Annotated in this window: 17 protein-coding genes; 6 read left to right on the plus strand and 11 right to left on the minus strand. The window is 74.4% G+C overall.

What is annotated here, in order from left to right:
- Window positions 1-81: 81 nt before the first annotated feature.
- Complete coding sequence (locus tag I4I82_RS22350; RefSeq protein ID WP_218594375.1) at window positions 82-774, plus strand: thioredoxin-like domain-containing protein; 693 nt, start codon at window positions 82-84, stop codon at window positions 772-774.
- A 3-nt stretch (window positions 775-777) separates the two neighbouring features.
- On the opposite strand, the gene I4I82_RS22355 is transcribed toward I4I82_RS22350, so the two are convergent.
- The 8 genes from I4I82_RS22355 to I4I82_RS22390 form a co-directional block, all read right to left on the minus strand.
- Entirely contained in the window at window positions 778-2115 is a 1338-nt protein-coding gene (locus I4I82_RS22355) for a (Fe-S)-binding protein (RefSeq protein ID WP_226370190.1), read from the minus strand.
- Between the two features lie 4 nt (window positions 2116-2119).
- The gene (locus I4I82_RS22360) at window positions 2120-3301 is read right to left on the minus strand and encodes an FAD-binding oxidoreductase (RefSeq protein ID WP_226370191.1); all 1182 of its coding nucleotides are present in this window, start codon (window positions 3299-3301) and stop codon (window positions 2120-2122) included.
- Window positions 3298-4752 (minus strand): FAD-linked oxidase C-terminal domain-containing protein, encoded by a 1455-nt coding sequence (locus tag I4I82_RS22365; protein ID WP_226370192.1) that lies wholly within the window; start codon window positions 4750-4752, stop codon window positions 3298-3300. The genes I4I82_RS22360 and I4I82_RS22365 overlap by 4 nt, the downstream gene beginning before the upstream one ends.
- Window positions 4753-4840: 88 nt before the next feature.
- A complete protein-coding gene (locus I4I82_RS22370; protein ID WP_218594050.1) occupies window positions 4841-5590 on the minus strand; it encodes an SDR family NAD(P)-dependent oxidoreductase in 750 nt (249 codons plus the stop codon).
- Entirely contained in the window at window positions 5587-6357 is a 771-nt protein-coding gene (locus I4I82_RS22375) for an SDR family NAD(P)-dependent oxidoreductase (protein WP_226370193.1), read from the minus strand. Before I4I82_RS22375 ends, I4I82_RS22370 begins: the two co-directional genes overlap by 4 nt.
- Window positions 6354-7676, minus strand: a complete 1323-nt coding sequence (locus tag I4I82_RS22380; RefSeq protein ID WP_218595988.1) for an MFS transporter — start codon at window positions 7674-7676, stop codon at window positions 6354-6356. The genes I4I82_RS22375 and I4I82_RS22380 overlap by 4 nt, the downstream gene beginning before the upstream one ends.
- Window positions 7673-9427 carry an oxidoreductase gene (locus I4I82_RS22385; RefSeq protein WP_218595989.1) on the minus strand — a complete coding sequence of 585 codons (1755 nt, stop codon included), beginning with the start codon at window positions 9425-9427 and terminating at the stop codon, window positions 7673-7675. Before I4I82_RS22385 ends, I4I82_RS22380 begins: the two co-directional genes overlap by 4 nt.
- On the minus strand, window positions 9420-10346 hold the full coding sequence (locus tag I4I82_RS22390) for a dihydrodipicolinate synthase family protein (protein WP_218594455.1): 927 nt from the start codon (window positions 10344-10346) through the stop codon (window positions 9420-9422). Before I4I82_RS22390 ends, I4I82_RS22385 begins: the two co-directional genes overlap by 8 nt.
- A gap of 152 nt (window positions 10347-10498) precedes the next feature.
- On the opposite strand from I4I82_RS22390, the gene I4I82_RS22395 reads away from it, so the two are divergent.
- Together I4I82_RS22395 and I4I82_RS22400 are read left to right on the plus strand one after the other, a co-directional pair.
- Window positions 10499-11374 (plus strand): LysR family transcriptional regulator, encoded by an 876-nt coding sequence (locus I4I82_RS22395; RefSeq protein ID WP_218594454.1) that lies wholly within the window; start codon window positions 10499-10501, stop codon window positions 11372-11374.
- 208 nt (window positions 11375-11582) lie between these two features.
- Window positions 11583-13094, plus strand: coding sequence for a S8 family serine peptidase (locus I4I82_RS22400; protein ID WP_218595990.1), 1512 nt, complete (start codon window positions 11583-11585; stop codon window positions 13092-13094).
- Here I4I82_RS22400 and I4I82_RS22405 read toward each other — a convergent pair.
- The 3 genes from I4I82_RS22405 to I4I82_RS22415 form a co-directional block, all read right to left on the minus strand.
- Window positions 13031-14992 carry a sensor histidine kinase gene (locus tag I4I82_RS22405; RefSeq protein WP_218594368.1) on the minus strand — a complete coding sequence of 654 codons (1962 nt, stop codon included), beginning with the start codon at window positions 14990-14992 and terminating at the stop codon, window positions 13031-13033. The genes I4I82_RS22400 and I4I82_RS22405 overlap by 64 nt on opposite strands.
- Before the next feature lie 3 nt (window positions 14993-14995).
- Entirely contained in the window at window positions 14996-15466 is a 471-nt protein-coding gene (locus I4I82_RS22410) for a hypothetical protein (RefSeq protein WP_218594367.1), read from the minus strand.
- A gap of 101 nt (window positions 15467-15567) precedes the next feature.
- Window positions 15568-16203, minus strand: a complete 636-nt coding sequence (locus I4I82_RS22415; protein ID WP_218595991.1) for a response regulator — start codon at window positions 16201-16203, stop codon at window positions 15568-15570.
- A gap of 130 nt (window positions 16204-16333) precedes the next feature.
- On the opposite strand from I4I82_RS22415, the gene I4I82_RS22420 reads away from it, so the two are divergent.
- Genes I4I82_RS22420 through I4I82_RS22430 form a run of 3 tightly spaced genes read left to right on the plus strand, consistent with a single transcriptional unit; the run spans window position 16334 to window position 19552 of the window.
- Window positions 16334-16912 carry an RNA polymerase sigma factor gene (locus tag I4I82_RS22420; protein ID WP_218590443.1) on the plus strand — a complete coding sequence of 193 codons (579 nt, stop codon included), beginning with the start codon at window positions 16334-16336 and terminating at the stop codon, window positions 16910-16912.
- Between the two features lie 44 nt (window positions 16913-16956).
- Complete coding sequence (locus tag I4I82_RS22425; RefSeq protein WP_218590444.1) at window positions 16957-19044, plus strand: malate synthase G; 2088 nt, start codon at window positions 16957-16959, stop codon at window positions 19042-19044.
- A gap of 16 nt (window positions 19045-19060) precedes the next feature.
- Window positions 19061-19552 (plus strand): GNAT family N-acetyltransferase, encoded by a 492-nt coding sequence (locus tag I4I82_RS22430; RefSeq protein WP_218590445.1) that lies wholly within the window; start codon window positions 19061-19063, stop codon window positions 19550-19552.
- The last annotated feature ends 64 nt before the right edge of the window (window positions 19553-19616 follow it).

The raw sequence follows: 19616 nt of genomic DNA on the forward strand, positions 1-19616 counted from the left end.
GCGGGTTGAGTCGATCGGCGTAGTGCGGTCACGCTCGGCACCCGGGTGAGGTCGCTCGGCCGGATGTCGTAGCGTCACCGCGTGCGCCGGACCACACACGCCCTGTCGCTCGCGGCCCCGCTCGCCGCCGCGGCTCTGCTGCTCTCCGGGTGCGGGGTGCTGCCGGGCCTGCCCGGCGCGTCGGCCGGGCCGGTCGACCTCGCCGCGTTCACGCCGACCGCCGAGGTCAGGGACCCGTCGACGCAGATCGACGGCGTCGTCGGGCAGGTGTTCGAGAACCCCCAGCACGTCGGCCCCGACCAGCGCGTCGCCTACACGTTCACTCCGCCGATCGGCGGCAACCACGACCAGGCGTGGGCCGCGTGCAGCGGCGTCGTCTACGCGAAGCCGCTGCGCAGCGAGAACGCCGTGCACTCCCTCGAGCACGGCGCCGTGTGGATCACCTACGACCCCGACGAGGTCGACGGCGCCGCGCTCGACGCGCTCACCGCCCGCGTCGAGGGGCAGCCGTACATGCTGCTCTCGCCCTACCCCGGCCAGGGGTCGGCGATCTCGCTGCAGTCCTGGGGCCACCAGCTCGCCCTCGGCGACGCCGACGACCCGCGCATCGACCAGTTCGTCGCCGCGCTGCGCCAGAACCGCTACACCCACCCCGAGCCCGGCGCGTCGTGCGACGAGATCGGCCAGGGCTACTTCGACCGCGACGCCCCGCCCCCTTTCGCCCCCGTCCCGGGGGCGGCGGAGGTCGACGGGAGCACGGTCGTCGCGCAGTAGGGATCAGGTCCGCGGCACCGGCACCCCGCGGATCGAGGCGTCCAGCAGCTGGACGGGGTGCAGGATCGGCACCCCGTCGTCGGCCATGTACTTGCCGATCTGCAGCAGGCAGCCCGGGTTGGCCGTCACGATGACGTCCGGCGACACCGACCGCACGTTCGCGGCCTTGCGCTCGCCCAGCTCGGCCGCCGCGTCGGGCATCACCATGTTGTAGATCCCGGCGCTGCCGCAGCACAGCTCGGCCTCGGGGAGGTCGACGAGCTCGACCTCGGGGATCGTGCGGATCACCGCGCGCGGCTGGGCCCGGACCTTCTGCGCGTGCCCCAGGTGGCAGGCGTCGTGGTAGGCCACTCGCCCGCGGACGGGGTGCCGCACGGCCACCGGTTCGAGCGCGGCCAGCACCTCGTGGACGTCGCGGACCCGCGCGCTGAACGCCGTGGCGCGCTCGGCCCACGCCTCGTCGTCGGAGAGCAGGTGGCCGTACTCCTTCATCGACGACCCGCAGCCGGCGACGTTGGTGACGACACTGTCGACGTCGAGGGTCTCGAAGCGCGCGATCGTGCGCCGCGCCCGCCCCAGCGCCGTCTCCTCGCGCCCGGCGTGCAGCTCCAGCGCGCCGCAGCACTGCTGGTCGCGCGGTACGAGCACGTCGTAGCCCTCGGCGGCGAGCACCCGCACCGTCGCCTCGTTGACGCGGTGGAAGAACACGTCCTGCACACAGCCCGACAGCAGCGCGACCCGCCCGCGCCGCGTTCCCACGGCGGGGGTGAAGACGGGCAGCCGCGCGAACGCCTCGCGCACCGACACCGGCGGCAGCAGCGACTCCATCGCCGCGAGCCGCCCCGGCAGCGCCGACGTCAGCTTCGCGACGCCCGGGATCCTCCGCAGCTGCTGGTAGAGCGCCCCGGGCAGCGCGGCCGCGCGCAGCCGCCGCGTGTAGGGGAACAGGGCGAAGATCGCGTCGCGGAACAGGGCGTCGCCGCGGTCGCGCTCGACGTTGCGCTCGATCTGCGGGCGCACCGATTCCAGCAGCCGGTCGTACTGCACGCCCGACGGGCACGCCGTCACGCACGCCATGCAGCCCAGGCACGCGTCGATGTGCTCGCGGAACGTGCCCTCCAGGGAGATCTCGCCCTTCTCGGCGAGGTCCATGAGGTAGATGCGCCCGCGCGGGGAGTCCATCTCCTCGCCCCACAGCTGGTAGGTCGGGCAGGTCGGCAGGCAGAAGCCGCAGTGCACGCAGTCGTCGAGCAGCTCGCGCTCGGGCGGGCGGTGGCCGTCGAAGGCGCTGGGCCCGGTCTGCGGCAGGTTGGTGTCGGCGGAGCCGGCGGGAGTCGTCACGAGTTCACATCCAGGGGGAGAAGCGGCCCGGACCGAAGCGGCCGTCCGGGTCGAGCGCGTGCTTGAGGCCCTTCAGCCCCGGAAGGGCCGACGGTGCCGGGCCCCCGGCGGGGGCGTCGGCGCCGGGCGCGCGGGCGCGCCGCCGGGACGTGCCGCCGGCGGCGTGCACGCGGCGGTGCGCGTCGGCGACGGCGTCGGGTGCGAGGGACAGGGTGGCGACGCCGGTGCCCAGTCCGACCGTCGCGGCGTCGGGCGCGAGCTCGGACACCAGACCGGGCAGCACCGAGGGCTTCGCCCCGATCCGCAGCACGGCGGCGCCCGGGGTGCCGCGGGTGAGCTCGGCGTGGCGGAGCCAGGGGTCCTCGGAGCGAACGGCACCCTCGCCCGGCGTGCTCGGCTCAGAGTGCCGTTCGCCCGCCAGGACGTCGGTGACCGCCGCTCCGCCCAGCACGTCCTGCAGCCGCGACACCCGGGCCGGGAGCGCCTCGTCGGTGCCCTCGAGGCGCACGAGCAGCCGCCCGCTGCCGTCACTGACCCACTCCAGCGCAGCCGGTTCGAACGGCCCCTCCAGCACGCGGGCGGCGATCTCCGCGGCGCGCGCCAGCGGGGCGTCGACGACGAGCGTGGCGGTGCGCTGCGGCACCGGGTGCAGCCGCAGCACGACCTCGGCGATCACCCCGAGCGTGCCGTGCGAGCCGTGCAGCAGCTTGGCCAGGTCGTACCCGGCCACGTTCTTGATGACGTGCCCGCCGCTGCGGGCCACGGTGGCGTCGGCGAGCACCACGGTGACCCCGATGACGAGGTCGCGCAGCGTCCCGTGCACCAGCGACGCCGGGCCGGCGTCCCCGGTGGCGACGAGCCCGCCGAGCGTGGCGCCGTCGGCGATCCGGGCGGCGTCGATGCAGACGTGCTGGCCGTGCTCGGACACCTCCTCGACCAGCGCGCGCAGCGGCGTGCCGGCGTGGGCGGACACCGTCATGTCGCCGGGGTTGTGGGTGATCACGCCGGACAGGCCCGACACGTCGAGGACGGCGTCGACGGTCTCGAGCGCGCCGGCCCAGCCCGCGGCCGAGCCGGCACCGGCGACGGCGATCCGGCCGGTGGTGTCGCGCACGGCGTCGCGGACCCCGGCGAGGTCGGTCGGGCGGAGCGTGGTGGGTGCGGTGTGCGTCAGCGGGCTGTTCACAGGCGTTCGATCGCTCCCGTTTCCTCGAGGGGGTGGGGCTTGTACCTGCCGGGGCGCTCCCCGCACAGCCGGGGCGTGGGCAGGACCTTGCCCGGGTTGCAGATGCCGTCGGGATCGAACGCGGCCCGCACACGGTGCATCGTGGCCAGGTCCTCCTCGCCGAACATCTTCGGCATCGAGCAGGCCTTGTCGGTGCCGATGCCGTGCTCGCCCGAGAGCGACCCGCCCATCTCGACGCACAGCTCCGCGATCGCGCCCGACAGCTCCTCGGCGCGCTCGGTCTCGCCGGCGGCCGCGCTGTAGAGCACCAGCGGGTGCAGGTTGCCGTCGCCCGCGTGGAAGACGTTGGCCACCCGCAGGCCGGCGTCGGCGCCCATCCCGGCGATCCTCCTCAGCACCTCGGCGAGCCGGGTGCGCGGCACGACGCCGTCCTGCACGAAGTAGTCGGGGGAGATGCGCCCGACCGCGGCGAACGCGGCCTTGCGGCCCTTCCAGATCTTCGCCCGCTCCTCGGGTGACCCGGCGATGTGCAGCCGCGTGCAGCCGTGCTTCTCGCAGATGGCCTTGACCAGCTCGAACTGCGCGTCGCACTCCTCGACCGGCCCGTCGAGCTCGACGACGAGCGCCGCGGGGACGCCGACGGTGTAGCCGGCGTGCACGGCCTCCTCGGCCGCCTCGATGGCGAGGGTGTCCATCATCTCGACGGCCGCGGGCACGATCCCCGCCGCGACGATGTCGGACACGACGTCGCCCGCCGCCGCGACCGACGGGAAGTCGGCCAGCAGCGTCCGCACCGACTCCGGCGTGCGCAACAGGCGCACCGTGACCGCGGTCGTGATGCCCAGCGTGCCCTCCGAGCCGAGGAACACCCCGCGCAGGTCGGGCCCGGACTGCTCGCCCGTGTCGGTGCCCAGCGTGACGACCGAACCGTCGGCGAGCACGACCTCGCAGCTCAGGACGTGGTTGGTGGTGAAGCCGTACTTGAGGCAGTGGGCGCCGCCGGAGTTCTCCGCGACGTTGCCGCCGATCGTGCAGACCTGCTGGCTCGACGGGTCGGGCGCGTAGTACAGCCCGTGCGGCGCCGCGGCGGCCGTGATCTCCAGGTTCGTGACGCCGGGCTGCACGACCGCCCGCCGGTTCACCGGGTCGACCTCCAGCACCGACTTGAGCCGCGCCAGGCTGATCACCACGCCGTCGGCCACGGGCAGCGCGCCGCCCGACAGGCCGGTGCCCGCCCCGCGCGCGACGAACGGCACGCCGTGCTCGTGGCAGACCCGCACCGCCGCCGCCACCTGCGCGGCGTCGCGGGGCAGCAGCACCAGGTCCGGGCACACCCGGTAGCCGGTCAGGCCGTCGCACTCGTAGGCCCGGCACTTCACCGGGTCCGACAGCACGTCCGCCGGATCGAGCACCCGCTCGAACGCCTCCCGCACCCCGCCGTGAAGCGTCACGGGTCGCCCCCTTCGTTGCGTGTCGATGGTCCGAACGAGACTACGACGGGACGGGCGCCCGCGCCGAAGTCGGTGCGGGCGCCCGCGGTCATGCCCGGGGCATCCGCAGCCCGGCCATGCCGCCGTCGACGGCCAGCTCCGTGCCGGTCACCGAGGCCGCGGCCGGGCTCGCGAGGTAGGCGACGGCGTGCGCCACCTCGTCCATCGACACGAGCCGGCCGAGGGGCTGGCGGGCCCGCAACGCCGTCAGGGTCGCGTCGGGATCGGTGGCGGCGTCCAGCAGCCGCCCGATCCACGGCGTGTCGACGGTGCCCGGGTGCACGCAGTTGACCCGGATGCCCTCCCCGACGTGGTCGGCGGCCATCGCGCGGGCGAGCGCCGTCACCGCCCCCTTGCTGGCGGAGTACAGCGCCCGCTCGGGCAGCCCAGCCGTGGCCACGATCGACCCGACCATGACGATCGAGGCCGCGGACGAGGCGCGCAGCGCGGGCAGCGCGGCCCGGGTCATGCGCACCGTGCCGAGCAGGTTGACCTCCAGCACGCGCCGCCACTCGTCCAGGCCGCCCGCCTCGACGGTGCCCGAGGCCCCGATACCGGCGTTGTTGACCAGCACGTCCAGGCCGCCGAGCCGGTCGAGGGCCTCGGCGACCGCCGACGCCACCGAGGCGTCGTCGGCCACGTCGGCGCGCACCCGCAGCAGCGGGTCCGGTGCCCCCGAGGGGTCGAGGTCCAGCACCGCCACGGTGGCGCCGCGTTCGGCGAGCAGCAGGGCCGTCGCCCGGCCGATCCCGGACGCGCCGCCGGTGACGAGCGCGGTGAGGCCGTCGAGATCGGTCATGAGAGCGTCTGCCCGCCGTCGACGTGCCACGACTGCCCGGTGACGAAGCGCGTCGCGTCAGACGCCAGCACCACCGCGAGATCGGCGACGTCCTCCGGCGTGGTGAGGCGCCCCATCGGGATGCCGGTGCGGAACTTCGCGGGGTCACCGGCGATCTGCCGCTCCGGGCCGATGCCGAGGCGGCGCCACTGCTCGCGCTGCAGCTCGGTGTCGCACGAGCCGGGGCACAGCGTGTTGACGCGGATGCCCTCGCCGGCCAGCTCGAGGGCGAGGCAGCGGGCCATCATGTCGGTCGCGGCCTTCGACGCGCAGTACGCGCCGAGGTCCATGCGCGGGGTGTCGGCGCAGTTGGAGGTCACCACGACGATCGACCCGCCCGCGGCGCGCTCCCGCATGTGCCGGGACGCGGCCCGCACCGACAGGTAGGCGGCGCGGGTGTTGACGGCGAACTGCGCGTCCCAGTCGTCCACCGGGGAGGTGGTGAGGTCGCCCGCGCGCAGGATGCCCGCGTTGTTGACGAACACGTCCGGGGCGCCCAGGGCGTCGACCACGTCCTGCACGGCGCGCTCGGCCTGCTCGGCGTCGGTCAGGTCCGCGGCGACGGCGACGCCGCCGAGCCCGTCCGCCGTGCGCTTCGCCCCCTCCGCGTCCTGGTCGATGACCGCGACGGTCGCGCCCGCCCCGGCCAGCGCCGCGGCGATGGCCGCACCGATGCCGCGGCCCCCGCCGGTGACGGCGGCCGTGCGGCCGGCGAGCACGGCTCTCACGAGGCGACCTCGTCGGCGTAGCGGGCGCGGATGCTCAGCAGCGAGCCCAGGCTGATCACGGCGATCACGGCCAGCAGCGCGGACATCGGCCATGCGGCGTTGTCGTAGGCGACGAGCAGGGCGCTGGCCAGCAGCGGGACGAGCCCGCCGAGCATGCCGCCGATCTGGTAGCCCAGCGACGCGCCGCTGTAGCGGACCTCCGGCGGGAACATCTCCGAGTACAGCGCGGCCTGCGGCCCGTACATCAGCGGGTGGCCGATACCCATGATCACGATGATGCCGAGGAACAGCAGCGGCGTCGAGCCGGACTCGATGAGCCAGAACAGCGGGAACGCGAACAGCGCGACGAGGACCGCGCCCGCGCCGAACACCGGCTTGCGGCCGAGGCGGTCGGACAGTGCGCCGAACGCCGGCACGGTGAGGCACATCACCACGGCGGCCACCAGCACGGCGCCGAGGAACGTGCCGCGGGGGATGCCCACGTGCGTGGTCGCCCACGACAGGCCGAGCACGGTCACCAGGTAGAAGACGGTGTTGATGATGATGAATGCGCCTGCGGCGCCGAACACGCTGCGGGTGTGGCCGGTGATCGCGTCCTTGACGGGCATGCGCGCGGTGCTGCCCGCGGCCTCCATCTGCGCGAACACCGGCGACTCCATGACCCGCAGACGCACCACGAGCCCGACGATGATGAGCAGCGCGCTGGCCAGGAACGGCAGGCGCCAGCCCCACGCCATGAAGTCCTCGTCGGGCAGGAAGCCGACGGCGGAGAACGCGGCGGTGGAGAGCACCAGCCCCAGCGGGCTGCCGATCTGCGGCCACGAGCCGTAGAAGCCCCGCCTGCCCGGCGGTGCGTGCTCGACGGCCATCAGGACGGCGCCGCCCCACTCGCCGCCGACGGCGACACCCTGGACGAAGCGCAGCCCCACGACGAGGATCGGCGCGAGGATCCCGATCTGCGCGAACCCGGGCACCAGCCCCATCGCCAGCGTCGCGATCCCCATCGCCAGCAGCGAGATGACCAGCATCTTCTTGCGGCCGACCCGGTCGCCGTAGTGACCGAAGACCATGCCGCCCAGCGGCCGCGCGGCGAACCCGACGGCGTAGGTGGACAGCGACGCGAGCAGGCCCGCGGCGGGGGAGAAGTCCGGGAAGAACACCGTGGGGAACACCAGTGCCGCGGCGGTGCCGTAGATGTAGAAGTCGTACCACTCCACGGTGGTGCCGACCAGGCTGGCGAAGGCGACCTTGCGGGTCTGGCGTGGTGTGGCCGCGCCGGCGGGTGCGCCGCCTGCGGGCCGCTCGGTGATGTCGGTCATCGGGATGCGACCTCCGTGGGTCGGGTCGTGTCGGGGGTGGGACGGGTGGTGCTCTTCAGGGCGGCGTCGTAGGCGCTGGTGATCGCCTCGCGGGCCTTGCCGGCCCGGGCGGCGTCGCCGATCACGACCACCTCCGTGCGCGCTGCGAGCGGGAGCCGGGCCGCGAGGGCGGCGCCCGCTCCGCGGCGGAGCCGGTGGTAGAGCCAGTCGCGCATCCGGTCGGAGGCGAACAGGCGGTGGGCGGCGCGCGAGCGGGCGGCGCGGGTGTGCAGCAGCCGGGGGACCACCGCGCCGAGCCCGAACCGGTAGCGGGCCCCGGTGGCGACGACGACGAGGTCGGCGTCGCGGAGCAGTGCGGCGGTGGCCTCGGTGCGGTAGTGGAACGCGACGCCCCGGCGGGCGCAGTCGCGCTCCAGCTCGGCGACGTACGCGGCGAACGTCGGCTCGGCCGCGACCACGTCGTTGAACCGCGGTGCGAGACCGGTGAGCCGGAACGCCCCGCCGGGCCGGTCGGCCCGCTCGACGACGACGACGTCGTTGCCCTGCGCCACCTGGGCGGCGTAGGTCAGCCCGGCCGGTCCCGCGCCGAGCACCACGATGCGGCGCCCGATGGCGGGGGTGGCGTCCGCGTACTCCAGTTCGCGTCCCGTGGCCGGGTTGACCACGCAGGACAGCGTCGCCCCCGAGCGCATGTGCGTGACGCAGTGGTTGCAGGCCAGGCAGCGCCGCACCGGCTCGCCCGCCTGCGCCTTGGCGACCCACTGCGGGTCGGCGATGAGCGGGCGGCCCAGCGCGACCACGTCGAGCCTGCCCTCGGCCACCGCGCGCGCCGCGACCTCCGGGTCGCCGAGCCGCCCGACCCCGATCACGGGCACGGAGACGGACTGCTTCATCCGTGCCGCGTAGTCCAGGAAGGTGGCCTCCGGGTACATCATCGGGGGAATCATCCGGGCCGCGTCGGGCAGCGAGCGGTAGTGCCCCGCGGTCACGCTCACCGCGTCGGCCCCGTCGCGCTCGGCCCAGCACCCCACCTGGATGCCCTCGTCGAGGGTGAGGCCACCGGAGAAGAAGTCCTCCACCCCGATGCGGAAGATCACCGGGAGGCCCGGGACCTCGGCCTTGATGCGCCGCAGGATCTCCAGGCCGAAGCGGGCCCGGTTCTCCAGCGACCCGCCGTAGGAGTCGGTCCGGGTGTTCTCCATGGGGGAGAGGAACTGCGAGATCAGGTAGCCGTGCGCGCCGTGCAGTTCGACGACGTCGAAGCCCGCCTCGCGGGCCCGGCGCGCGGCGGCCACGTACGCGGCGAACGCCTCCTCCAGCCGCTGCGCCGTCATCGCCTCGGGCACGGCGATCTCGTGCTCGATCTCGAACACCGGGGTCGGCACGGCCGACGCGGACACGGGCCGGACCCCCGAGACGACGCTGCGCGCCCGGCTGCCGCCGTGGCCGAGCTGGATCGAGGCCTTCGCGCCCGCCTGGTGCAGCACGTCGACGAGCCGGCGCAGGCCGGGGAGGAACCGGTCGTGGTGGATCCCCAGCTCGTGGAAGCGGTGCTTGCCCGCGATCTCCGGCGACGCCATCTCGACGGTGACCAGGCCGACACCGCCCTCCGCCCGCGCCCGGTAGTAGGCGACGGTCGCGTCGGTGACGTGGCCGTCGTCGTCGGCGAGACGGGTGGTCATCGAGGGGAGCAGGGTCCGGTTGCGCAGCGTGACCCCACCGATGACGACGGGGTCGAAGAGGTCAGCCACGGGGCAGCCCCGCACGCTCGACGACGGAGCGGATGCGGGAGCGCTCGAAGGCACCCACGGGCTGCAGAGGCGGCCGTACGTGCGCCTGGTCGATCCGTCCCAGCTCGGCCAGGGCCACCTTCATGCGGTTGTGGCCGTCGAGGAACGGGTCGTCGTAGCAGACCTCCGCCACCGGGCGGATGCGCTCCCAGATGCGCCGGGCCTCGGCGAGGTCCTGCTTCTCGACCGCGCGCCACAGCTCGACGTGCAGGTCGACGACGAGGCTGCCGTGACCCGAGAGCACCCCGTCGGCACCGAGCACGAGCGAGGCGAGCAGCGAGCGGCTGAAGCTCGACAGCACCGAGACCGGCTTGGCCAGCGAGCGCAGGGCCCGCAGGTTGCGCTCGTAGGCGACGATGTCGTTGGACCACTCCTTGACCGCCACGACGTTGTCGATATCCGAGCAGATCCGCACGACCGCGTCGGTGCCCAGCCGCAGGCCGGACGTGGAGGGGTAGAGGAACGCGATCATCGGCAGGCTCGTGGCGTCGGCGATCGCCGCGTAGTGCGCGAACGCCATCTCCGGCCGCAGCTGCGACCCGCCGTCGAACACGACCGAGGGGAAGACGAGCAGCGCGTCGGCACCGGCGGCCTCGGCGTCCGCGGCGATCCGGGCGGCCTTGGCGGACCCGTCCTGGTAGACACCGGAGATCACCGGGACGGTGCCGGCCGCCTCGTCGAGCACGATGTCGAGGACGCGGCGCTGCTCGTCGGCGGTGAGGGTCGCGACCTCGGAGGCGTGGGCGTTGGTGGTGATCCCGGTGACGCCGTCCACGTCGAGCAGGGCGCGCACGTGCCGCCGGAGCTGGGGCTCGTCGATCTCGAGATCGGCGGTGAACGGCAGCAGGTGGGCGGGGATCACACCGCGCAGTGAGACCATCGTCGGTCGTTCCCTTCGTCGGGGCCGCAGGTCGGAGGGGAGCGACCAGCGGGTTGAGGGGAAGTTACGTCCGTGGTTCGGGGTGGTGGAAATGCCGATCTGGCAGGTGTTATGCATGTGGGGCATCACAGAGATGCCGTGAGGGGTGCCAGATGACGCAGGAGCACGCGGTCGAGCTGCGGCACCTGCGCGCGTTCGTCGCGGTGGCCGAGGAGCTCAGCTTCACCCGTGCGGCCGTCCGGCTGCGGATGACCCAGCCCGCCCTGAGCCGCACGATCGCCGGGCTGGAGCGGATGGTGGGCGGCGCGCTGGTCCGGCGGGACCGGCGGTCGGTGGGCCTCACCGCGGCGGGCGTCCGGTTCCTGCCGCACGCGCACCGCGTGCTCTCGGCGATGGACGAGGCCGTGCGGGCGGCGTCGGACCGGCTGCCGGTGCTGCGCGTCGGCTTCACGTGGGGCTCCACGGCCGAGTACACCGGGCCGATCGTCCGGGCGTTCGAGCAGGAGCACCCCGACGTCGTGGTCGACATCCGGCGCTACGACGACGCCGTCGCGGGCCTGGCCGACGGGCGCACCCATGTGGGCTTCCTCCCCGGCGTGCCGGACGACCCGCGCCTGAGCTCGCTGGTGCTGGCCGAGGAGCCGCGGGTGGCGGCGCTGCCCGCCGACCACCCGCTGACCGCGCACGAGGTGGTCCGCCTCGCCGACCTGGCCGACGGGCCGGTGGTGATCAACGTCGTGTCCGGCACCACGACGCCGGACCTGTGGGACGCGGGGCGCCGGCCGCAGATCATGGTGCGGGTGCGCAACGTCGACGAGTGGATGGAGGCGATCGCCGCGGGCCGCGGGGTGGGCCTGACCCCGGCCTCCACGGGCAGGCTCTACAGCCACCCCGCCATCCGCTACCGCGAGATCGCGGACGCCCCGCGCGTCCCGATCTCACTGGCCTGGCTGCGCAGCGCCGCCCACCCGCTGGTGGCGGAGTTCGTGGCGGTGGCGGGCCGGACACGGCCGCAGGAGCGCGGGTGAGGTGACCGGCGGAGTCCGGGCCGGGGTGGACACCGGGCGTCGCGCGGCGCCGAGGAGCGTCACCGCAGCCCCTTCCCCGCGTCGACGGTCCGGACGAGACTGCGACGGCGTCGTGGCGTTCCGCCGGAGCCGGGCGACGCCGTATCAGGACGGGACGTCCCCGACTCCGGTCGGCACCGGACGACCGCGACGGCGAGCTGGAGGCGAGATGGACACCCCCCGAACCCCCGACGAACCGGCCCCGGACAAGCCGCCCCGGCCCGATGAGCCGGCCCCCGCCGTCGTCCTCGTGCTGGGCGAGAAGGTCGCCGACGGCGCGGAGGACGACCTGAACCGCGTCGTCGACAACAACCTGGATCTGCTCGGGCCGCTGCGTGAGTTCCTCCTCCGCAACAAGGTCCCGCGGGTCGCCCGCGTCGTCACCGCGGTCACGCGTGACGAGCTGCTGGAGGCCGAGCGGGAGGCGGCGGCCGACCCCGACTTCCCGCCGCTGGAGAGCCTCACCCGGTACTGGCGCATCGACGTCGCGGGCCTGGACGGGGTGAAGTCCGCGGAGCAGCTGGTCGAGGAGCTGCTCGCCGGGGAACGGGACCGGTCGTCGTCGGAGCGGGGTGTGGTGAACGCCTACGTCGAGTCGGCCGCGGAGAGCCCGGGCGCCCCTGCGGTGATCGGCGCGTTGACGGTGCAGTCCGGGCAGGGCTGGTTGCGCCCGGCCGAGGAGGGGGTCAACGTCTGGGCGGCCTGGGACCACCACGGCGGGAAGGGCGACGGCATCACCGTCATCGACGTCGAGCAGGGGTGGCAGTTCACCCACCCCGACGTGGACGGCCTGGCCGGCACGAAGCCGCTGGTGCACCGCAACCGGTTCGACGAGAGCCCGTCGGAGGGCGACCACGGCACCAGCGTGCTCGGGATCGTCGTCGGGCGGACCAACGGCGTCGGGGGCACCGGCATCGCGCCGAACGCCACGGTCCGGACCTGCTCCCACTACGACGGGGGCACGGTCATGCGCACCGTCGACGCGATCCTGATCGCCCGCAAGAACCTCGAGGCCGGTGACGTGCTGCTGCTCGAGGTGCACCTGCCGCACATGGACTACCTGTGCGCCGAGGCCGACGACGCCACCTTCCACGCCATCCGCCTCGCGGCCTCGAAGGGGATCGTCGTCGTCGAGGCCGCGGGGAACGGGTCCGAGGACATCTCGCAATGGACGAGCGCCGCGGGGCGCCGGCTGTCCCGGGACGTGCCGGCCGAGGACTCCGGGGCGATCGTCGTGGGCGCGTGCTGGCAGGAGGTCGAGACCATCGACGGCACGACGGGCCACGGCTACAACGGCGCCGCCCAGTCCAACTACGGGGCGCGGGTGGACTGCTACGCCTGGGGCGACGGCGTGGAGGCCCCCATCGTCGGCACCACGGCCAGTGCCCACGGCCCGTTCGGCGGGACGAGTGCGGCCGCCGCGATCATCGCCGGGGTCGCCGCCGCGGTGCAGGGGATGGTCGTGGCGGCGAACCAGCCGCGGCTGCGCACCAAGGCGATGCGCACCCTGCTGCGCGACACGGCGGGCACGAGGCAGGTGCCGGTCGCGTCCACGTTCCTGATCGGGGTCATGCCGGATCTCGGGCAGCTGGCGACGGCGGTGGGTGCGCGCCGGATCTACGAGCCCACCGGCAGCAGCACCGCCACCACGGTGCCCGACAGGCTGGACAGCAGCTCGTAGCGCCCGCCGAGTTCCTCGGTGCGGCTGCGGATCGAGCCCAGGCCGACGCCGTCCTCGCGGGGCTCCTGGGCGGGTTCGACGCCCTGGCCGTCGTCGGTGATCCGGACGTCGAGGTGTCGGTCGTCGCGGCGCACGTCGACGTCGGCCCGGGTCGCGTGCGCATGCTTGAGGACGTTGGTGAGCGCCTCGGTGACGACCCGGTAGGCCACGACCTCGACCGCGGCGGGCAGCTCGGCGAGGTCGGCGTGCGCGTGCAGCTCGATCTCGGGGCCGTGTCCGCGGAACCGCGCGACCAGGTCCTTCAGCGCCGGCTCCAGGCCGTCGTCGAGCGCGGCGGGACGCAGGCCGTCGATCAGCTCGCGTACCTCGGCGGTGCAGCTGTCCAGGTCCGTGGCCAGCGCGTCGAGCAGGCCGGGCGCGGGCCCGTCGGCGGGCACGGTGCGCCGGACCGCCTCGGTGAGCATCCGGGTGCCGACCAGCGCGGACGCCACGCCGTCGTGCAGGTCCCGGCGCAGCTTCCGGCGTTCCTCCTCGCGGGCGAGGACCAGGCGGTCACGGGCCCGGGCCAGCGCGATGGCGCTCCGGCAGGCGTCGGCGGCCTGGGCGGCCTGCCCGGCCAGGTCGCGCAGCAGCCGGGCGTCGGCGGCGGAGAACCGGGTGCCGGTCGTGCGCGGCGCGACGAGCAGCTCACCGACGACCGCGCCGTGCGCGACCATCGGGAACGCCTCGGGCTCACCGGCCCACCGGCCCCGCTCCGCGGCCGTGCCGATGGTGCCGTCGTCGTCGATCACCCGCACGGCCGCGTAGGGCACCCGCAGCGTGTCGACGACCGTCTCGGCGATCCGCGGCAGCACCGCGAGCGGGTCGCGGACGTCGCCCAGGTGCCGGCCCAGCTCGGTGAGCACGGCGTAGGGCTCGTCGCGCCGGCCGTAGAGCAGCCGCCGCACCCCCCGCTGGGCCACCCACTGGGCGGGCTGGAGCAGCGCGACGACCACCGCAGCGGCGATCGCCGACTGCGTCGGGGACCCGGGCTGGGCCACCGTGGCCCCCGCGACCGTCGCGATCCCGACGTAGGCCGCGATGACGAACCCGGTCAGCACCGCCCACACGACGCCGCGGTGGATGTAGAGATCGAGGTCGTGGAGCTGGTAGCGCAGCACCGCGACGGTGAGGCCGAGCGGGAACGCCAGTACGGCGGGTACCCAGGCGAAGGGCACCTCGGAGGCGTCCAGCGCCACTCCGGCGAGCAGCAGCACCCCGGCCGGCAGCAGGCACGTCAGCTGGCCGCGCACGTGCCGGTCGGCCCGCACCCACCGCGCCCCGAGCGACACCAGGACACCGATCGTGGCGAGCCCCAGCGCCACGGCCGCACCGCGGGAGATCAAGATCAGGACCCGGTCCGGACCCGCGAGGACCTCCGTGCCGGTGAACAGCCTGCGCGGCTCGAACACCGCGGCAGCGGCGGCGGACACCGTGAGTACGGCGGTTCCGGCCACCAGCGCCACCATGAGCGACCGCCACCGGGCCGACGGCAGTGCACCGTCAGGGGCGAGCAGCAGGATGACCGGGATCAGGGCCCATGCCGGGAGCCACAGCCACTTGCTCAACCACGCCACGGGGAGGAAGGCAGACCAGCTCACGGCGGCAGCTGCGCATGCGGCGAGGGTGCCCACCAGCAGCATCAGCAGGCCGATCGGGTTGCCCGGCAACCGGCGCAGCACCAGTACGGCGAGCGGAGTGAACGCGAGGGCCGAGGTCACGGTCATCGCTGCACCGGGCGAGGGCGCCGGCTCGGCGACGAGGAATCCGGTGGCGCCCGCGGCGGTCAGGATGCCGGCGATCAGCAGCAGCGTGCGGGGTGGCAGCTCCAGCACGCGGTCGAGCCGGTCGGTCGGCACGGGTCAGTGAGCCCAGAAGTTGTGCCACCAGCTGCCGGGATTCGGACCTTGGGGAGAGGGGTCCAGGTCCTTGTCCAGCGCCGCCAGCATGATCAGCACGTCGCGCAGCTCTCCCTGGACCCGCACCATCCGGACCGATTCCTTGTCCCTCGGCGGGTCGTGCCCCTCGATCCGCTCGGCGATCTTCAGGTCCAACCGCAGCTGGGCGTGGGCGAGCACCAGGTCGATGCGGGAGACGAGGATCTGCCGGACCGGGCGGAGCGGCAGGGCCGCGTTCGGGTCGGCGGGCTCGATCACCTCCCCGGCGCCGTGATCGGCGACGGCGAGCGCCACACCGCGGGCGTCGAAGTACTGCCAGGCGATCTGGTCGCCTCCCTGGGCGGCCTCCGCCGTGACGTGGGAGATCACCGTCGCGTCGGCGCCCACGTGCATCCGGTCGTCGTCGGGGGAAATGGCCAGCACCGGATCGGTCACGGCGGCAACCTCGCTTCTCTCCCGACGGTCCACTTGCGGTTCCATCCAACTCAGCGTGACAGCCCGGTCGTCCCAGTGGAAGCGACATGCACCCGTTCGGATCAGCGCAGCAGCCCGCGGTCGCGGGCGAGCAGGGCGGCCTGCACGCGGTCGGCGACGCCGAGCACCCCGAGCAGGATCGCGACCCGGTTGCGCACCGTCTTCTCCGCGACGCCGAGCTCGCGGGCGAGCTGGCCGTTGGTGCGGCCCTGCGCGAGCAGCGTGAGCAGGCGGAGGTCGCCGGGGGAGAGGCGGTCGAGCGGGGCGGGCAGCGCGGCGGGGCGCTGCGTCCCGAGCGCGGCCGGGGCGACCTCCGGGCCGAGTACCAGCCCGCCGTCGAGCACGGTGCGGGCGGCCCGCACGACCACGTCGGGCGGGTTGTCCTTGAGCACGTAGCCGGTGGCGCCGGCGGCCAGGCACGCGCGCACGGCCTGCTCGTCGCGGGTCATGGTCAGCACCAGCACGGGGCAGCCGGGGGAGCGGCGCAGGCGCGCGACCAGGTCGACGCCGCTGCCGTCGGGCAGCCCCAGGTCGACCACGGCGACGTCGACGCCCTCGGCCGCGCCGGTCAGCGCGCCCTCGCGCACCGATCCGGCCTCGACGACCCGCCCCACCCAGTCCTCGAGCCCGAGCAGGGTGCTCAGCCCGCGGCGCACCAGCGGGTGGTCGTCGACCACGAGCACCGTGACCGGCTCCATGGCGCGGGAGCCTAGCCCGCGGCGCCGGGCGGACGTCCCGGTCGCGGCGGGACCCACGGCCTCCTCGCGGGACCGCCCGGAGCCGAGCGTCACGGGTGACCCCAGCAGGACCGCCGGAAGGGCCCCCGTGATGCAGACGACCACGATCGAGCAGGACACCGAGCAGGACACCACCGACCTGGTGCGCGCCGCCGCCGCGGGCGTCCCCGGCGCCTGGGACGAGCTCGTGCGCCGCTACACCCCGCTGCTGCGCTCGCGCACCCGCGGCTTCCGGCTGCAGGAGGCCGACGCGCTCGACGTCGCCCAGGCCACCTGGCTGCGCCTGGCCGAGAACCTGCACCGCATCCACACCCCCGAGCACCTGGCCGGCTGGCTGGCCACGGTCGTGAGCCGCGAGTGCATCCGGCTGCTGCGCCACGGCTCGCGCACGATCCCGGCCGACGAGCCGCTCGCGACCGCGGCGGACCCGCGGCCCGGGCCCGAGGACGTCGTCGTCGACGCCGACACGTGCGCGGCCCTGCGCACCGCGCTCGACGCCCTGCCGGCCCGGCGGCGCGCGCTGGTGGCGGCCCTGTTCCTCGACGACCGCCGCCCCTACGTCGAGATCGCGCGCGACCTGGGCATGGCCGTGGGCAGCCTCGGGCCGACCCGCGCGCGCACCCTGACCGAGCTGCGACGGCTGCTGGACGGCGCCGGAGTCGTCGCCTGATTCCGCAATGCGGAAAACATGATCCGTATGGTAGAAAAGCGGCCATGGACCTGCGGATCGACCCGACCCTGCGCTCGTTCGTCGCCGAGGAGCTGCTGCCCGGGCTGGACCTCTCCCCGGAGCGCTTCTGGAGCGTCCTCGCCGAGCTCCAGGAGCACTTCGCGCCCCGGATCGCGACGCTGCTCGCCCGGCGCGACGAGCTCCAGTCGCAGATCGACGACTGGCACCGCGAGCACGGGGCGGGCGACGCCGCGGCCTACGCGGAGTTTCTCACCGGGATCGGCTACCTGCTGCCCGAGGCGAAGCCGTCGGTGCGGGTGAGCGGCGTCGACGCCGAGATCGCCGACGTCCCCGGCCCGCAGCTCGTCGTGCCCGCCACCGTGCCGCGCTACGCGCTCAACGCCGCCAACGCGCGCTGGGGCTCGCTCTACGACGCGCTGTACGGCACCGACGCGCTGCCGCTGGACCACGAGCTCGCGAAGGGCTACGACGAGCAGCGCGGCGCGCAGGTCATCGCCGCGGCCGACGAGCTGCTCGACGAGCTGTTCCCGCTGGCCTCGGGCAGCCACGCCGACGTCACGGAGTACGTCGTCACCGACGGCGCGCTCTCGCCCGCGCTCGCCGACCCCGCGCAGCTCGCCGGGTCCGGTGAGGGCACGGTCCTGCTGCGCCGCAACGGCCTGCACGCCGAGCTGCGGATCGACCCGGAGCACCAGGTCGGGCGCCGGCACCACGCCGGGGTCGCCGACGTCGTGCTGGAGTCGGCGGTCACCACGATCGTCGACCTGGAGGACTCGGTCGCCACCGTCGACGGCGAGGACAAGACCGAGGCGTACCGCACCTGGCTCGGGCTGATGACCGGTGAGCTGGTCACCAGCTTCGAGAAGGGCGGGGAGACCGTCGAGCGCCGCGTCCACGGGGACCGCACCTACACCGCCCCCGACGGCTCCGAGCTGGTCCTCCCGGGCCGCTCGCTGATGCTGGTGCGCAACTGCGGCCACCACATGACCACCAACGCGGTGCACGCAGGTGAGCACGAGGTCGCCGAGGGCGTGCTCGACGCGCTCGTCTCCGTCACCGCCGCCCTGCACGACCTGCGCGGGCTCGGCCGCTTCTCCAACTCGCGCGCGGGCAGCGTCTACATCGTCAAGCCCAAGCAGCACGGGCCCGAGGAGGTGGCGCTCACCGTCGAGCTGTTCGCGGCCGTCGAGGAGGCGCTGGGCCTGGAGCCGCGCACCGTCAAGATCGGGATCATGGACGAGGAGAAGCGCACCTCGCTCAACCTCGCCGCCTGCATCGAGGCCGCCCAGGACCGCGTCATCTTCGTCAACACCGGCTTCCTCGACCGCACCGGCGACGAGATCCACACCGACTTCGAGGCCGGCCCCGTCGTGCGCAAGGACGACATGAGGTCGACGCCGTGGCTCACCGGCTACGAGGACCGCAACGTCGACGTGGCGCTGGCCGCGGGCTTCGCCGGGCAGGCGCAGGTGGGCAAGGGCATGTGGGCCAAGCCCGCCGCGATGGCCGCGATGCTGCAGCAGAAGGGCGCGCAGCCCGAGGCCGGGGCGACCTGCGCCTGGGTGCCGTCGCCGACCGCCGCCACCCTGCACGCGCTGCACTACCTGCGCACCGACGTGCACGCGCGCCAGGAGGAGCTGGCCGGGCGCACGACCGACCGCGCGCTGCTGCTCGAGGTGCCGGTGCTGGCCGCGGAGCTGTCGGACGAGGAGAGGAAGCACGAGCTGGAGACGAACGCGCAGTCGATCCTGGGCTACGTCGTCCGCTGGGTCGGGCTGGGCATCGGCTGCTCGACCGTGCCCGACCTGGAGGGCGTCGGGCTGATGGAGGACCGCGCCACGCTGCGCATCTCCAGCCAGCTCATCGCCAACTGGCTCCACCACGGGATCGTCGACGAGGCGACGGTGCGCGAGACCTTCGCCCGCATGGCCGCGCTGGTCGACGAGCAGAACGAGGGCGAGCCGGGCTACGCGCCGATGGCGGCCGACCTCGACGCCAGCCCGTCGTTCCAGGCCGCGCTCGACCTGGTCTTCTCCGGGCGCTCCGAGCCGGGCGGCTACACCGAGCGCGCGCTCACCTCGTGGCGGCAGAAGGCGAAGGCCGGGGCCTGAGTCCTAGGGTCGTGGGGTGCTCCAGCTGCGCCCCACGCCCTTCGACCACCCCGACTCCCTGCGCCTGATCGCCGAGGTCCAGGCCTTCTACCGCGAGCGCTACGGCGACGAGGACACCACGCCCGTCGACGCCGCCGAGTTCGCCGCCCCGCGTGGGTTCTTCCTGGTCGGCTACGTCGACGGGGTCGCCGTCGCGAGCGGGGGCTGGCGGGCCCAGGACTCCGGGGCCGACCCGGAGTTGCGCGACGGCGACGCCGAGATCAAGCGGATGTACGTCTCGCCCGCCCACCGCGGTCGCGGGTACGCCCGCGCGGTCCTGGCCGAGCTGGAGCGCGCCGCCGCGGCGGCCGGGCGCGTCCGCACGGTCCTGGAGACCGGCACGAAGCAGCCCGAGGCCCTCGCCCTGTACGCGGGCGAGGGCTACGAGCCGATGCCCAACTTCGGCATCTACCGCCACGAGCCCGACAGCCGCTGCTTCGCCAAGCCCCTGCACGCCCGCGTCGGCTGACCGGTCGCGGCCGCACCCGGCGAGTCGTCCGGTTCGCCCGGGTCCCGGCGACGATCGGGTATCA

The organism is Pseudonocardia oceani (genome assembly GCF_019263585.2).
Lineage (GTDB): Bacteria > Actinomycetota > Actinomycetes > Mycobacteriales > Pseudonocardiaceae > Pseudonocardia > Pseudonocardia oceani.